Origin of the sequence: Allobosea thiooxidans (assembly GCF_900168195.1) — a bacterium.
In the GTDB taxonomy this organism is placed as follows: domain Bacteria; phylum Pseudomonadota; class Alphaproteobacteria; order Rhizobiales; family Beijerinckiaceae; genus Allobosea; species Allobosea thiooxidans.
Map to the genome: position 1 here is coordinate 386,793 of NZ_FUYX01000005.1, position 13,713 is coordinate 400,505.

At 69.0% G+C, this 13,713-nt stretch carries 12 protein-coding genes; 3 read left to right on the forward strand and 9 right to left on the reverse strand.

Annotated features, from left to right (window positions below):
- Positions 1-108: 108 nt before the first annotated feature.
- Positions 109-1,347, reverse strand: a complete 1,239-nt coding sequence (locus B5Y19_RS12340) for a hypothetical protein (RefSeq protein ID WP_079591524.1) — start codon at positions 1,345-1,347, stop codon at positions 109-111.
- Between the two features lie 51 nt (positions 1,348-1,398).
- Positions 1,399-2,691 (reverse strand): adenylosuccinate synthase, encoded by a 1,293-nt coding sequence (locus B5Y19_RS12345; RefSeq protein WP_055728176.1) that lies wholly within the window; start codon positions 2,689-2,691, stop codon positions 1,399-1,401.
- A 462-nt stretch (positions 2,692-3,153) separates the two neighbouring features.
- Here B5Y19_RS12345 and B5Y19_RS12350 point away from each other — a divergent pair, with 462 nt between their 5' ends.
- Both B5Y19_RS12350 and B5Y19_RS12355 read left to right on the forward strand, forming a co-directional pair.
- Positions 3,154-4,365 carry an amidohydrolase gene (locus B5Y19_RS12350; RefSeq protein ID WP_055728175.1) on the forward strand — a complete coding sequence of 404 codons (1,212 nt, stop codon included), beginning with the start codon at positions 3,154-3,156 and terminating at the stop codon, positions 4,363-4,365.
- Positions 4,366-4,485: 120 nt separating this feature from the next.
- Positions 4,486-5,064 carry a tyrosine phosphatase family protein gene (locus tag B5Y19_RS12355; protein WP_055728174.1) on the forward strand — a complete coding sequence of 193 codons (579 nt, stop codon included), beginning with the start codon at positions 4,486-4,488 and terminating at the stop codon, positions 5,062-5,064.
- A 194-nt stretch (positions 5,065-5,258) separates the two neighbouring features.
- Here the strand turns inward: B5Y19_RS12355 and B5Y19_RS12360 are convergent, their stop codons facing one another.
- From B5Y19_RS12360 to B5Y19_RS12375, 4 genes are all read right to left on the reverse strand, one after another.
- Positions 5,259-6,950, reverse strand: coding sequence for a mucoidy inhibitor MuiA family protein (locus tag B5Y19_RS12360; RefSeq protein WP_055728173.1), 1,692 nt, complete (start codon positions 6,948-6,950; stop codon positions 5,259-5,261).
- Between the two features lie 163 nt (positions 6,951-7,113).
- Positions 7,114-7,860 (reverse strand): F0F1 ATP synthase subunit A, encoded by a 747-nt coding sequence (locus B5Y19_RS12365; RefSeq protein ID WP_055728172.1) that lies wholly within the window; start codon positions 7,858-7,860, stop codon positions 7,114-7,116.
- 174 nt (positions 7,861-8,034) lie between these two features.
- Complete coding sequence (locus B5Y19_RS12370; protein ID WP_055728171.1) at positions 8,035-8,352, reverse strand: DMT family transporter; 318 nt, start codon at positions 8,350-8,352, stop codon at positions 8,035-8,037.
- A gap of 223 nt (positions 8,353-8,575) precedes the next feature.
- The gene (locus tag B5Y19_RS12375) at positions 8,576-9,460 is read right to left on the reverse strand and encodes a type 1 glutamine amidotransferase (protein ID WP_139384364.1); all 885 of its coding nucleotides are present in this window, start codon (positions 9,458-9,460) and stop codon (positions 8,576-8,578) included.
- Between the two features lie 115 nt (positions 9,461-9,575).
- Here B5Y19_RS12375 and B5Y19_RS12380 point away from each other — a divergent pair, with 115 nt between their 5' ends.
- The gene (locus B5Y19_RS12380; RefSeq protein ID WP_244555573.1) at positions 9,576-10,484 is read left to right on the forward strand and encodes a DMT family transporter; all 909 of its coding nucleotides are present in this window, start codon (positions 9,576-9,578) and stop codon (positions 10,482-10,484) included.
- A gap of 136 nt (positions 10,485-10,620) precedes the next feature.
- On the opposite strand, the gene bla is transcribed toward B5Y19_RS12380, so the two are convergent.
- The 3 genes from bla to serA all read right to left on the reverse strand — a co-directional run bounded on the left by bla (position 10,621) and on the right by serA (position 13,531).
- The gene (gene bla, locus B5Y19_RS12385; RefSeq protein WP_055728170.1) at positions 10,621-11,622 is read right to left on the reverse strand and encodes a class A beta-lactamase; all 1,002 of its coding nucleotides are present in this window, start codon (positions 11,620-11,622) and stop codon (positions 10,621-10,623) included.
- 65 nt (positions 11,623-11,687) lie between these two features.
- Positions 11,688-11,939, reverse strand: a complete 252-nt coding sequence (locus B5Y19_RS12390; protein WP_055728169.1) for a DUF1902 domain-containing protein — start codon at positions 11,937-11,939, stop codon at positions 11,688-11,690.
- Positions 11,940-11,941: 2 nt separating this feature from the next.
- Entirely contained in the window at positions 11,942-13,531 is a 1,590-nt protein-coding gene (serA, locus tag B5Y19_RS12395; RefSeq protein WP_055728168.1) for a phosphoglycerate dehydrogenase, read from the reverse strand.
- Positions 13,532-13,713 lie beyond the last annotated feature (182 nt).

The following is a 13,713-nucleotide window of genomic DNA, read 5'->3' on the forward strand; positions in this document are numbered from 1 at the left end:
CCGTTGAAGCTAAGGGGATCGACCGCGCGCGCCGAATCGGCACGCGCGGCGTTTCAGAGCTTCCGCCGGGGTCTTCGGGCGAGGATGGCGTTGCCGGAGGAGCGCATGCTAGCGCCAGCGATTGAAGGCGTCGGACAGGGTCTGGCCGCCGGAGACGCCCTTCTCGAAGGTGATGATCCCGCGACGGCCCGAGGCGAAGCGCACGGGGATGTCGATCCAGCTGCGGTTGAGGATCAGGTCGAGATTGCGCTCGACCTCGACGGGCACGTTCGAGAGCGCGGCGACGAAGAGATTGTCGCCGAGCGCCGAGTTGATCGCCGAAAGCGGTGCGCCGCGCTCGCTCTCCTCGGCCTTGAACTGCGGCACGCCGACTTCCTTGACCGTCTGCGTCGCCGGGTCGCCCGTGCTGGAGAAGCGCAGCCCGATGATGTGCGAGGCCGGGAAGGCGGAATCCGTGTTGCGGCGGATGGTGAAGTCGAGATTGAGGCCGGCTTCGGGGATTTCCACCGTCGCCCGCACGATCGTCTCAACCGGACGGCCCTGGCCGGCGCTCTCGCTGTCGAGGCGCCAGAAGACGCGGCCGGTCACAGCCTTGGGCTGCTGCGGGTTCTCCGGGACTTCGGTGTAGAGCACGGCGCGTTGCGCCACCGCGATCTCGCCGCCCGGCTGCGGCACCGGGATGCCGGGGGAGGCGCTCGCCGTGTTGCCGCGGCCCTGCGTCGGCGCGCCGGCCTCGCCGATGCGGTCGGTGATCTTGCCGTTGCTCTCGGTCTGGCTGGCCGGGCGCTGCTGCTGCGCCGTCTCGCCGTTCTGGCGCGCCGGCTCCTGCGGCCGCAGCTTGTGGACGTAGATCGCGGTGGCCGCGATGGCCGCGACCGCGACCGCCACCACGCCGCCGACCACGGCCGAACGGATATGCCCCGGCTTGACCCGCGATTCGCGCGGCGGCTGCACGCGCGGGCGCGCCACCTGCGGCTCGGCCGGCTCGGGCAGCGGCTCGCCCTCATCCTCGCCCGCGGCGGGCGGCAGGGGGGCGAATTCCGGCTGTGGCTTGGGCGGAACCGGGCGCGACGGCGGCGGAGCGGGATCCGCCGGACGGATCACGGGTCCTTCGCCGGCGGGCGGGGCGGGCGGCGCATCCTCGTAATCCGCCTCGATCCGCGCCACGGCTTCGTCGAGCGCCAGGCGCTCGCGCATGATCTCGGCCTCGCTCAGCGGCGGGTCGAGACCGCGCAATTGCGCGACCAGAGCCGTCCGCGCCCGGTCGTAGATGGCGCGGCGCGTCTCCGGGGAGTTGTCGGGCAGCCCGGCGACGGCACGCGCCAGGATCGGATAGAAGTCGGCCATTGGCCTCACTTGTCGCTGATGGCGCCCGCCGTCAACCCTCGGCGGGTCGGCTCAGCCCTCGAAGGGGTTGTGGACGAGGATGGTGTCGTCGCGCTCGGGGCTGGTCGAGAGCACGGCGACGGTGGCGCCGATCAGTTCCTCGATGCGGCGGACATATTTGATCGCCTGCGCCGGCAGATCGGCCCAGGAACGGGCGTTGGCGGTCGAGCCTTCCCAGCCCTCGATGGTCTCGTAGATCGGCTCGACCCGGGCCTGGTCGGCCTGGCCGGCCGGCAGGTGCTCCAGCACCTGGCCGTCTAGCTTGTAGCCGACGCAGACCTTGATCTCCTTGAAGCCGTCGAGAATGTCGAGCTTGGTCAGCGCGATGCCATCGATGCCGGAGGTCTTGACCGTCTGGCGGACCAGGCAGGCGTCGAACCAGCCGCAGCGGCGCTTGCGGCCGGTGACGACGCCGAATTCCTTGCCCTTGGTGCCGATCAGCTCGCCGATCTCGTCGAACAGCTCGGTCGGGAAGGGGCCTTCGCCGACGCGGGTGGTGTAGGCCTTGGCGATGCCGAGCACATAGCCGACACCCGAGGGGCCGAGGCCGGAGCCGGTCGCGGCCTGGCCGGCGACGATGTTCGAGGAGGTGACGAAGGGATAGGTGCCGTGGTCGACGTCGAGCAGCGCGCCCTGCGCGCCCTCGAAGAGGATGCGCTTGCCGGCGCGGCGCTCGGCATCGAGCAGCGCCCAGACGGTGTCGGCATAGGGCAGCACCTCGGCGGCGACGGCCTTGAGCTGGCCGAGCAGCTCCGCCCCGTCGACCTCGCCGATGCCCAGCCCGCGGCGCAGCGCGTTGTGGTGGGCGAGCAGGCGCTCGATCTTGGCCTCGAGCAGGGCCTCGTCCTTGAGGTCGATGACGCGGATGGCGCGGCGGCCGACCTTGTCCTCATAGGCGGGGCCGATGCCGCGCTTGGTCGTGCCGATCTTCATGCCGGCATTCGAGGTCTCGCGGAAATGGTCGAGCTCGCGGTGCAGCGGCAGGATCAGCGTGGCGTTGTCGGCGATGCGCAGGTTCTCCGGCGTGATCGCGACGCCCTGGGCGCGCAGCTTGGCGATCTCCTCGACGAGGTGCCAGGGATCGACGACGACGCCGTTGCCGATGACCGAGAGCTTGCCCGGCCGCACGATGCCCGACGGCAGCAGCGAGAGCTTGTAGACGACGCCGTCGATGACGAGGGTGTGGCCCGCATTATGGCCGCCCTGGAACCTGACGACGACATCGGCCTGGCTGGAGAGCCAGTCGACGATCTTGCCCTTGCCCTCGTCGCCCCACTGGGCGCCGACCACCACAACATTCGCCATGAGCGAGGTTTCCCTGCTTGATCTTCCACGTTGTCGTGCAAGCGCCCGCGCAAATGCAAAACCCCGGCGCAAGGCCGGGGTTTCGGGGCAGGTCCTTGCAACCCCTCATGGGCCAATGCGGCTCGCAGGTCAAGTTTTCCGGTGGTCCTCGGGCCAGTTTCCCGCTTCCGAGCCCTCATCCTGAGGAGCCGCGTCAGCGGCGTCTCGAAGGATGCTCCAGATATTTCCGAGCTTCCTGGAACATCCTTCGAGACGCCATTCCCCCGGGGAATGGCTCCTCAGGATGAGGGCTCGGATCGGGCCCCAAGCCGCGACCGGCAGCGGATAAACAGCCTGAGCATGGCCGGTCTGCAGCATCTGCGCAGTAATGCTGCCGCATTCGGGCGTAAGGGCTATGGGGTGGATCGGGAGATGGCGGGGACCATGCTTCCCGATGCCGCAGGAGAGGGGAAACCAGCGATCATGACCAAGCTCGACGACTGGCTCGGCCAGCACCATGCCGCGTTCACGGCGATCCGCCGCGACATCCATGCCCATCCCGAACTCGGCCTGGAAGAGGTGCGCACCGCCAAGCTCGTCGCCGACAAGCTGCGTGAGTGGGGCGTCGAGGTCACCGAGAATGTCGGCAAGACCGGCGTCGTCGGCGTGATCCGTGGCAACAAGCCGGGCGGACGTGCCATCGGCCTGCGCGCCGACATGGACTGCCTGGCCCTCGATGAGACGACGAACCTGCCCTATTCCTCGAAGAATCCGGGCCGGATGCATGCCTGCGGCCATGACGGGCACACCACGATGCTGCTCGCGGCCGGGCGCTATCTCGCCGAGAACCGGGATTTCGCCGGCACCGTCAACCTGATCTTCCAGCCGGCCGAGGAAGGTCGCGGCGGCGCCAACGCCATGCTGGCCGACAAGCTGTTCGAGCGCTTCCCCTGCGACGCGATCTACGGGCTGCACAACACGCCCGGCATGCCGGAATCGACCTTCGGCACCACCGTCGGTCCGTTCCTGGCGGCGGCGGATTCGTGGAAGGTCGCCTTCCACGGCGTCGGAGGCCATGGCGGTTCGCAGCCGCACCGCTCGACCGACATCACCTATGCCCAGGCGCATTTCGTGCTCGGCCTGCAGGGCATCATCGGCCGCAACGTCGCCCCGCTCGACACGGCGGTGATCAGCGTCGGCTACATCCATGGCGGCGACGTCAACGCCTCGAACGTCATCCCCTCCGAACTCGTCATCGGCGGCACCGCCCGCACCTATTCGCAGGAGGTGCGCGACACCGTCGAGCGGCGCATCGCCGAGCTCGCGGCGGCCACCGCCCAGGCCTGGGGTTGCAAGGCCGAAGCCACCTACCATCGCGGCACCAGCCCGCTGGTGAACGAGGCCGAGCAGGTCCGCGTCGCGGTCGCCGCGGCCTCCGCCGCCGTCGGGGCCGAGCATGTCAACGGCCAGCTCCGTCCCGGCACGGGCGGCGAGGATTTCGCCGAGATGATGCTGGTCCGGCCGGGCGCCTTCATGCGCATCGGCAACGGCGTCAATCCCGACGGCTCCTTCGTCGGCCTGCACACGCCGCTCTACGACTTCAACGACGCGATCATCCCGGACGGCGTGCGCTACTGGGTCGGCCTCGTCGACCAGGAGCTCGGCCAGGGCCTGCGGGCCGTCGCGGCGGAGTAGGACATCACCGCGGCCGGCGTCAGGGGATGCCGGCCGCAGTTTTGACGGGGTGCGCGTCGTTTCCGACGGTTGAGCCGCCGGCGGAACGGATCTAGGCGGGCTCAGCAGCGGAGCCATGCCATGAAGACCCTCGCGATCTCGACCCTGACCATCTGCGGCATCGAGGAGCTGCCGGGCAACAGCGCGCGCGAGGTGACGCATGTGCTCTCGGTGCTCGATCCCGACCGTGCCGAGATCGAGGCCTTCGGCACCTATGGCGAGCATCATCGCGTCACGCTGCGCTTCCACGACATCATCGACCCGCGGCCCGGCCAGATCATGCCGGCGCAGGAACATGTCGGCGAGATCCTGCGCTTCGGCGAGGGCCTGCGCGACACCTCCGCCGTCCGCGTGAAGGGGCATCTGCTGGTCCATTGCCATATGGGCATCTCGCGTTCGACCGCGGCGATGATGACGCTGATGGCCCAGGCCGATCCGGCAGAGGGCGAGGACGTGCTGTTCGAAAGGCTGCGCGAGATCCGCCCGCAGGCCTGGCCGAACTCGGTGATGATCGGCTTCGCCGATGAACAGCTCGGCCGGAACGGGCGCCTGACCGAGGCGCTGCGCCGGCACTATGCCCATCAGCTCGCGGTCCAGCCGAAATACCGCAGCTGGATGGCCGATCTCGGCCGCGGGCGCGAGGTCGAGATGGCGCTCTAAGCTACGGGTGCCGTCGGCGGAAGTTGAGCCGACCTCGGCAGGTCCTCCCGCATGATGCTTTGCGTCATGGTCGGGCTTGTCCCGACCACCCACGCCTTTGCTGCCTGGTAGGGGCTCAAGACGTGGATGCGCGCCACAAGGGCGAGCATGACGGCGTATGCAAATGATGCGGGGCCGGACGCCGTCGGCTCGTCTCAATCCCTCGCGTTCGGCAGCGGCTGCTCGTCATAGGAGAGCTCGCGGTCGCCCGGCCATTTGATGCGGTAGGCCAGCCTGACCTCCTTCTCGCCGCCCGGCGCCAGCTCGAAGGTCCAGGACGAGACGCCGCGCCGGTCGCCGACCTGCTTCTCGGTCGGCGGCGTGGTCTGGGCGGCGATGGTCTCGACCGTGATCGCGCTGTTTTCCGAGAAGGGGACGCGCTGCAGCAGCGTCACCTTGACCGGCTGCGCGTGCAGGCTCTTCACCACGGTGCGGAACTCGCGCTGGTCGGTGCGCGACTGGTTGAGCCAGCGCGGTTCGTTCTCGCGGCGCTTCACCGGGGCGAAGCCGACCTTGATGCGGTCGTCGGCGCCGAAGCCGAGCGCCACCTCGTCCCCCGGCGCGACGAGCTCGAACCGCCCCATGCCGACATAGCTGCCGTCGCGATGCAGCGCGACGCGGCCGGGCAGCAGGGGCGCCTCCTCCTCGTGGACGAAGCCGGCCTGGAGATAGGCCTTCTGCTCCAGCTCCGGGACGGCGCGGGCGGACAACGTCGCCTCCGCCTTGCGCTCGGTCAGCACCACCGTCCTGGAGCTGCCATCCTGCGGGATCGTGGCGCGGCCGGGCACCTGGAAACTGGCCTGGTAGGCGCCGGCCTCGATCTCGGCGACCTCGATCTCGGCCGGTTTGAGTGCGGCGGAGCGTTGCGATTGCTTGGCCCGAGCGTCGGCCTCGGCTTCGGCCTTGGCGCGGGCGGCCGCCATCGGGGCGGGCGCGGCGCTCATGCGCTCCCGGCGCTCATAGACGACCGGCGGCTCGAAGAAGGCGACCTGCATCGGGGAGAGATCGGGCGCACCGGTGCCGCCGGCCGAGCGCGTGGTCGAGAGTGTCAGCGCCACATCGTCCCAGGGCTCGCCGCTGCGCTGGCGCAGCTCGGCCCGGCGCGTAAGCGCGATCTGCGGCTTCGCCCCGGTCGTGGTCAGCCGCGCCTCATAGGTCGGCGTCCAGTTCGCGCCGGTGACGCGATAGCTCACGGTGAACTCCGCAGCGACCGGCTGCGGCGCCTCGACCGCGATGGCGACGTCGCGCTTCGGGGCGCCGGGCCGGCCAGCCTGCGGGCGGGCGCGCTCGAGCGCGGCGATCTCGGCCTCGACGTCGGAGAGGCGGTTGCGCACGCCGCGCAATTCGTCCTGGACCTTGACCAGCGCGGTGCCGATCGCCTCGAACACGGCCGGCCAGTCGGCGACGGGCAGGGCCTTGCCATCCGGGCCGAGCTTGTCGGGGCCGGTCTGCGCGAAGCGCTCGATCGTGGCGCGCTTGGCCTCGATCGCGGCGACCTGGCCTTCCAGCTTCGCCTTGTCGTCGCGCAGGCCCTTGAGCTTCTCCTCCATCACCGTGTCGAGCACCGGCCTGGCATCGCCGGGCGCGAGGCGGACATCGACGGCGCCGACCGAGAAGACGCCATCGCCCTTGCCTTCGACGCGAATCGAGGCGGGGTCGATCGTCGCGGGCAGGCCGCGCAGCACGAGCTGCGAAACGCCCTGCAGCAGCTGGGCCTTGCCGAGCCGCGTCACCACGGCGCCGTCGGGATAGACCGTGACGCGGTCGATCCGGCTTGCGAATTCGGTCTCGGCGGCGCCGGCGAAACCGGGAGCCAGGATCAGGGCGGCGGCAATATGGTTTCGCATTAAAATCATCCCCTCCAAATCGCAGTCTCAGGGGCCGCGATTGGCGCTGCCGAATCCGGCACGCCGAAGGCCGAATTTGGCCGGAATGCGGATAGAGGGCCAGCGCGTCCGGAGCGTCCTGCGTTTGCAGGAGAGGTCGGCGCGCCGGAGCGGCCGATGGCGTTCAATGGCCGGGGTGGAGCGCGTCGTTGAGATAGATGCAGGCCAGCACGGTGAAGACATAGGCCTGCAGCACCGCGACCATGAATTCGAAGGCGGTGAGCGCGACGGTCATGAGCAGCGGCAGCGGCGCCAGCACCGAATAGCCGAAGCCGGCGGCGAGCAGGGCGGCGACGAAGCTGCCGAAGACCTTGAGCGCGATATGGCCGCCGAGCAGGTTGGCGAAGAGGCGCAGGCTGAGCGAGATCGGCCGCGACAGGAAGGAGACGATCTCGATCAGCGTGATGAAAGGCAGCAGCCATTTCGGCACGTCCGACGGCACGAACAGCCGCAGGAAACCGAAACCATGGCGCAGCAGGCCGTAGCCGATGACGGTCGCCATCACCAGCATGGCGAGCGCGAAGGTGACGACGATGTGGCTGGTGACGGTGAAGGCGCCGGGGACCATGCCGAACAGGTTGAGCACCAGCACGAATATGAAGAGCGAAAAGATCAGCGGCAGGAAGCGCATGCCCTCGCGTCCGGTCGCCTCGGTCAGGGTCCTGGCGACGAATTCGTAGAGCATCTCGGCGAGCGACTGGGCCCGGCCGGGGATGAGGGCGCGCGAGCGCGTCGCCCAGATCAGGCCGCCGCCGATGGTCGCGGTGGCGAGCATCATCATCAGCGCGGCATTGGTGAAGCCGAGATCCAGCCCACTGATGCGCAGCGGGACGAGGGTCTTGACGATGAACTGGTCGCTGGGATTGGCCAAGGCAGGGCCTCCGCTGCACGAGGTTGCGCGACGGCGCGGAGAATTCCGCGTCGTGGGGCCGTCCCCTGTGAAGTGCGAAGGCCGCGGGTCGTCCCGAGGCCGGGCCTGCTTAGAAAGCCGCCGCCGCTTTGGCAAGTCCGGCTTTGGCAAGTCCGGCTTTGGCGAGTGCTGTCGTCAATGCGCCGACAACTTCATCATGACGAGGCCGGAGACGATCAGCACGGCGGCGGCGATACGCATCGGCGTCAGCGCCTCGCCGAGCACGGTGACGCCGACGACGAAGGCGCCGACCGCGCCGATGCCGGTCCAGATCGTATAGGCCGTCCCGAGCGGAAGGCTGCGCATCGCCAGCGAGAGCAGGGCGAAGCTGCCGATCATGGTGACGATGGTGATCGCCGTCGGTCCCGGACGGGAAAACCCGTCCGACTGCTTCATGGTGAAAGCCCAGACGACTTCGAGAATGCCGGCAGAAAACAGGTAGAGCCACGCCATAGCGGTCCCCCATGGTTGCCGGGTCGTCCCGGCACATTGCCCAGGTTGGGGGAGGTCGTGGCCTCTCGGCCGCCTACCTAGTCATCGCCGACCGCGATGGCAAGGCTGCGGCTCTACCCAGAACGACGCCGTCACCGCGGGTCTCCGCTTCGCTCCGTCCGGGATGAGGCGCTCCTTATCCGGAAAGTGATACAGGCACTGATTGCGATGTTCGCGGGGAGGCTCAGGCGCGGCTGCGGGCGCTGGCGTGCGGCTTGACGCGATGCTCGACGAAATTGCGCAGCTCGGTGACGCGGCGCTCGGCGTCGAGCACCTCGCGGTCGAGCCCATGAGCCCAGGCGAGGTCCTGGCGGCTGGCGGGTTCGGCATCGAGCGTGCGCAAATCGTCAAGCCAGGACCGGGTCGAGGCCTCGTCGCGGCGGAAGCCCTCGTCGATCAGCAGCGGCACCATGCGCCCGAGGATCGAGGCGACCTGCTTCAGCGGGAATTCGGGGTGGTACTGCACGCCCCAGAAGCTGCCGCCATTATGCTTGATCTCGGCTGCCTGGACCTGGCTGTAGGCGTTCGAGGCGAGGATGGTCGTGCCATGGGCCGGCAGCGCGATGGTGTCGAGATGGATCGCCGGGGCGTCGAAGGCGGCCGGGCGGCTGGCGAGCAAGGCATGGCCGCGGCCGGCTTCAGTCGGCGCGATGCGGCGGGCGAAGCCGACCTCGCGGCCCTTCGGATTGGCGGTGACGGTGCCGCCCGCCGCGACCGAGCCGACCTGGATGCCCCAGCAGGAGCCGAAGCAGGGCGTGCCGCTGGCATAGATCGCGCGCATCAGCTCGACCTGCCGCGTCACTGCCGGCTCGATCTCGTAGATGTGCAGGGCGGAGCCGGTGAGGAAGATGCCGTCATAGGATTCGAGGCCGGCGCCGTCGGGCAGGTTGGCGCCTTCGTCGGCGGGCAGGCAGATGTCGGAGACGATGCCGGGCGCGATCGCCGCGATCTCGGCGGCATAGGCCTCGCCATAGGCCATGCCATAGGCCGTGCGCAGGCCTTCGCGATGCGCGCGCGTGTTGCCGTCGACGAAGAGCAGGCGAAGCGGGCGGGAGCTGGTTGCAATCATCAAAAAGGTTCCGCAGGGATGCGCAGGGCGACGGGCAGGCTTGCGCCCGATCTCATATGAGACCGGGTGCGCGCAAGGGTATTGCATGGGCCCTTTCTCGCGACAGGGCGGAATCGTGCACCCTTCCCCGACTTGGCTGCAACGCGCCTGGGCCAATGCCTATCTGCTGTTGATCCTGACCACGCTGATGTGGGGCGGCAACGCCGTGGCGAGCCGGCTCGCCGTCGGCAACATCTCGCCGATGGCGCTGACCTCGTTCCGCTGGGTCGCCGTCTGCCTGATCCTGCCCTTCCTGCTGCGCGACCAGCTCAAGGCGCATTGGCCGGCGCTGCGGGCGCGCTGGCGCTTCATCGCGCTGCTCGGCATCCTCGGCTTCACCGCCTTCAACACGCTGATGTACCTCGCCGCCTATTCGACCTCGGCGATCAATATCGGCATCCTGCAGGGCTCGATCCCGGTCTTCGTGCTGATCGGGGCGCTGCTGGCCTATCGCACGCCGATCGGCGCCATGCAGGCGCTGGGCGTGGCGGTGACGCTCGTCGGCGTCGCCGTCACCGCGAGCCGCGGCGACATCCAGGTCCTGATGGGCTTCCGCTTCGCCGCCGGCGACCTGCTGATGATCCTCGCCTGCGTGCTCTATGCCGGCTACACCGTCGCGATCCGCAACCGGCCGGCGGTGCCGGGGCTGGTCTTCTTCACAGCGGTCGCCTGCGTCGCCTGCCTGTTCTCGCTGCCGCTGCTGATCGGCGAGATCGCGCTCGGCCAGTTCTATCTCCCGACGGCCAAGGGCTGGGCGATCCTCGCCTTCACGGTGATCGGTCCGTCGCTGCTGTCGCAGCTCTTCTTCATGCGCGCCATCGAGATCATCGGCCCCGGCCGGGCCGGGGTCTTCGTCAATCTCGTGCCGGTCTTCGCGCCGATCCTGGCGGTGGCGATCCTCGGCGAGCAGCTCGCGCTCTATCACGGGCTGGCGCTCGCGCTCGTGCTCGGCGGCATCTGGATCGCCGAGCGGCTGGGGCGGTAGAGCGGGCCGCGCTCCTCCGACGTCATGATCGGGCTTGTCCCGACCATCCACGTCTTCCTCGGTCAAAGGCCGCGTTCAAGACGTGGATGCTCGCCACGAGGGCGAGCATGACGTGCGGTTGTCCGGGCGGTGCGCCTCAGCGCAGGCTCTCCACCGCCAGCCGCGCAACGGCGGCATGGGCGGCCTCGCGCTCGTTCGCGTCGGCGCGGGAGCCGGCGAGATAGATCGCGATCGCGAAGCGCCGCCCGTCCGGCAGCGTCGCGATGCCGATATCGTTGGTGGCGTGGTTGATACCGTCCGTGGTCATGCCGAGGCCGGTGCGGTGGGCGAGCCGGGAGCCTGCGGGCAGGCCGGCCTTGATGCGGTCGGCGCCGATCTTCGTCTCGGAGATGATCTTCTCGATGAAGGCGGTATGGGCGGGCTCGCGCAGCCAGTTGCCCTTGGCGAAGGCCTCGAGGAAGAGCACGCTCGCCTCCGGCGTCGCGGCATCGCGCTTGTCCTTCAGCGCGGCCTGCAGCGCGCCGATGCGCAGGCGCGGCTTCAGCGCCTTGAGCTCGGCGCGAAAGCGCGGCTCGTCGACCGTGTCGTCCCAGCCGAAGCCCTTGAGCCCGTAGATCTCGGGCTGGAACTGGCGCTCGTAGCGGTCGATCGAGATGCCGGTGATGCCGCCGTCGCGCAGCATGTTGGTCACCACCTGGGGGCCGCCGATCTCGCGCATCAAGAGGTCGGCGGCGGTGTTGTCGCTCTGCCCGGCGGCGAGTCGGACGAGCTCGCTCAGCGGATAGTCGTTGCGTTCGCCCTTGAAGGTCTTGGCGAGCGGGCTGTGGAACAGCGAGAAATCCTTGCGCGTGACGGTGATCGGCTGGTCGAGCTTGAACTTGCCGGCCTCGACCTGCTGGAGCACCGCGACCGCAAGCGGCAGCTTGAACACGCTCTGCAGCGGGAAGCTCTCCGTGCCGCGGTGGGACCATTGCTTGCGGTCCCTGAGGTCGAGGAGCGCGACGCCGAGCCGGCCTTCGGCCTGGGCTTCGATCGCGACGATGCCCTTGTCGAGCTTGTCGCGGTCCCAGTCGGCGAGGGCGGGGGCCGCCGCGAGGCAGGCGAGGGCGGCGGCAGCGAAGCGAAAGCGGGCAGGCATGGGCGTTTCCCCGTGGCGAGGCCATCACAGGGAACGGACATTGCGGCGGCCTTGCGGCGGAGGCTTCAGGCCGGGTCGCCCTCGTCGCAGAGCGCGAGCTCGACCGGGCAGTCCTCGATGCCGAAGCACTCCGGCAGGAGCTGCTTCAGCCGCTCGCGCAGGGCGTCGAGCGACTCAGCCTCGGTGACGATGCCGAGCTCGCCGGTATCCATGGCGTACCAGAGGCCCGCCGCCTCGTCGCGGCGGACCTCGAAGCGGATCGGCTCCAGCGCCGCCTCCTGTCTGGAGGCGACGATGGCCCGCAGCGGATTGATCACGATCAGAACCGCAGGCGCCGGGCCCGCTTGACCATCGGGATCTCGTGGATCTTGGCGAGCAGCTCGTCCGAGATCGGCTCGTCGACCGAGACGTAGCAGATCGCGTCGCCGCCGGGCTTGTCGCGGCCGAGCGCGAAGGTCGCGACATTGACGCCGGCGGCGCCGAGCAGCGAGCCGAACTGGCCGATGAAGCCCGGCTTGTCGGCATTGCGGACATAGAGCATGTGCGGCGCGAACTCGGCGTCGACGGCGATGTCGCGGATCTCGACGATGCGCGGCTTGCCGTCCTGGAAGACCGTGCCGGAGGCGTGGCGCGGCATGTCCTCGGCCTCGACGACGATGCGGATGACGCTTTCGAGATTGCCGGCGACCTCGCGGGTCAGTTCCTCGACGACGATGCCCTTCTCCTTCGCCACCATGGCCGAGTTGACCATGTTGATCTCGGGCAGGAAGGGCCTGAGCACGCCGGTGATCGCGGCGGCCGAGATCGCCTTGAGGTTGAGGTTCGCGACCGCGCCTTCATACTCGATGCGGATGCCCTTCACGGCCGCCTCGGTGAGCTGGCCGAGGAAGGAGCCGAGCTTCTCGGCGAGATCGACGAAGGGCTTGATGCGCGGGGCCTCTTCCGCCGAGATCGACGGGAAGTTGACCGCGTTGGTGATCGCGCCCTTGAGCAGATAGTCGCTCATCTGCTCGGCGACCTGCAGGGCGACGTTCTCCTGCGCTTCGTTGGTGCTCGCGCCGAGATGCGGCGTGCAGACGACGTTCTCCAGCCCGAAGAGCGGGTTGGTCTCGGCCGGCTCCTGCGAGAACACGTCGAAGGCGGCGCCGGCGACATGGCCGGACTTGATCAGGTCGGCCAGCGCCTGCTCGTCGACGAGGCCGCCGCGGGCGCAGTTGATGATCCGCACGCCCTTCCTGGTCTTGGCCAGGTTCTCGGCCGAGAGGATGTTCTTCGTCTTCTCGGTCATCGGCACATGCAGCGTGATGAAGTCGGCGCGCTTCAGCAGCTCGTCCAGCTCGACCTTCTCGACGCCGAGCGCGACCGCGCGCTCCGGCGAGAGATAGGGGTCATAGGCGATGACGCGCATCTTCAGCCCGATGGCGCGCTCGGCGACGATCGAGCCGATATTGCCGGCGCCGATCAGGCCGAGCGTCTTGGCCGTGATCTCGACGCCCATGAAGCGGTTCTTCTCCCACTTCCCGGCCTGGGTCGAGGTATCGGCCGAGGGGATCTGGCGGGCGAGCGCGAACATCATGGCGATGGCGTGCTCGGCGGTGGTGATCGAGTTGCCGAAGGGCGTGTTCATCACGATCACGCCGCGCGCGGTCGCGGCCGGGATTTCGACATTGTCGACGCCGATGCCGGCGCGGCCGATGACCTTGAGGTTCTTGGCCTGCTCCAGCAGCTTGGCGGTCGCCTTGGTGGCCGAGCGGATGGCGAGGCCGTCATAGTCGCCGATCACGGCGGCGAGCTTGTCCTTGTCCTTGCCGAGGTTCGGATCGAAGGTCACGTCGATGCCGCGATCCTTGAAGATCTGCACGGCGGCGGGCGAGAGGGCGTCGGAAATCAGGACCTTGGGTGCGGGCATGGGAGGCTCCGGCTGGCGCCGCGCTGCACAGGGAGCGGTCTGGCGCTGAGAAGGGGGAGGGCGCCCCGCCTGTCATTCCGGGGCGGCGAAGCCGAACCCGGAACCCATGACGGGGTGCAACGCTGTGGTTCTGGAAGAGGCGGAGGGGAGGGCTCGCCCGGTCGTAGGTTCCGGGTTCGCGG

What these genes read in the sequence shown, in the direction of transcription:
- B5Y19_RS12360 (WP_055728173.1), bottom strand. Translation starts at nt 6,950, where the DNA reads ATGCGAAACCATATTGCCGCCGCCCTGATCCTGGCTCCCGGTTTCGCC.
- B5Y19_RS12350 (WP_055728175.1), top strand. Translation starts at nt 3,154, where the DNA reads ATGACCAAGCTCGACGACTGGCTCGGCCAGCACCATGCCGCGTTCACG.
- B5Y19_RS12370 (WP_055728171.1), bottom strand. Translation starts at nt 8,352, where the DNA reads ATGGCGTGGCTCTACCTGTTTTCTGCCGGCATTCTCGAAGTCGTCTGG.
- B5Y19_RS12375 (WP_139384364.1), bottom strand. Translation starts at nt 9,460, where the DNA reads ATGATTGCAACCAGCTCCCGCCCGCTTCGCCTGCTCTTCGTCGACGGC.
- B5Y19_RS12340 (WP_079591524.1), bottom strand. Translation starts at nt 1,347, where the DNA reads ATGGCCGACTTCTATCCGATCCTGGCGCGTGCCGTCGCCGGGCTGCCC.
- B5Y19_RS12355 (WP_055728174.1), top strand. Translation starts at nt 4,486, where the DNA reads ATGAAGACCCTCGCGATCTCGACCCTGACCATCTGCGGCATCGAGGAG.
- bla (WP_055728170.1), bottom strand. Translation starts at nt 11,622, where the DNA reads ATGCCTGCCCGCTTTCGCTTCGCTGCCGCCGCCCTCGCCTGCCTCGCG.
- serA (WP_055728168.1), bottom strand. Translation starts at nt 13,531, where the DNA reads ATGCCCGCACCCAAGGTCCTGATTTCCGACGCCCTCTCGCCCGCCGCC.
- B5Y19_RS12345 (WP_055728176.1), bottom strand. Translation starts at nt 2,691, where the DNA reads ATGGCGAATGTTGTGGTGGTCGGCGCCCAGTGGGGCGACGAGGGCAAG.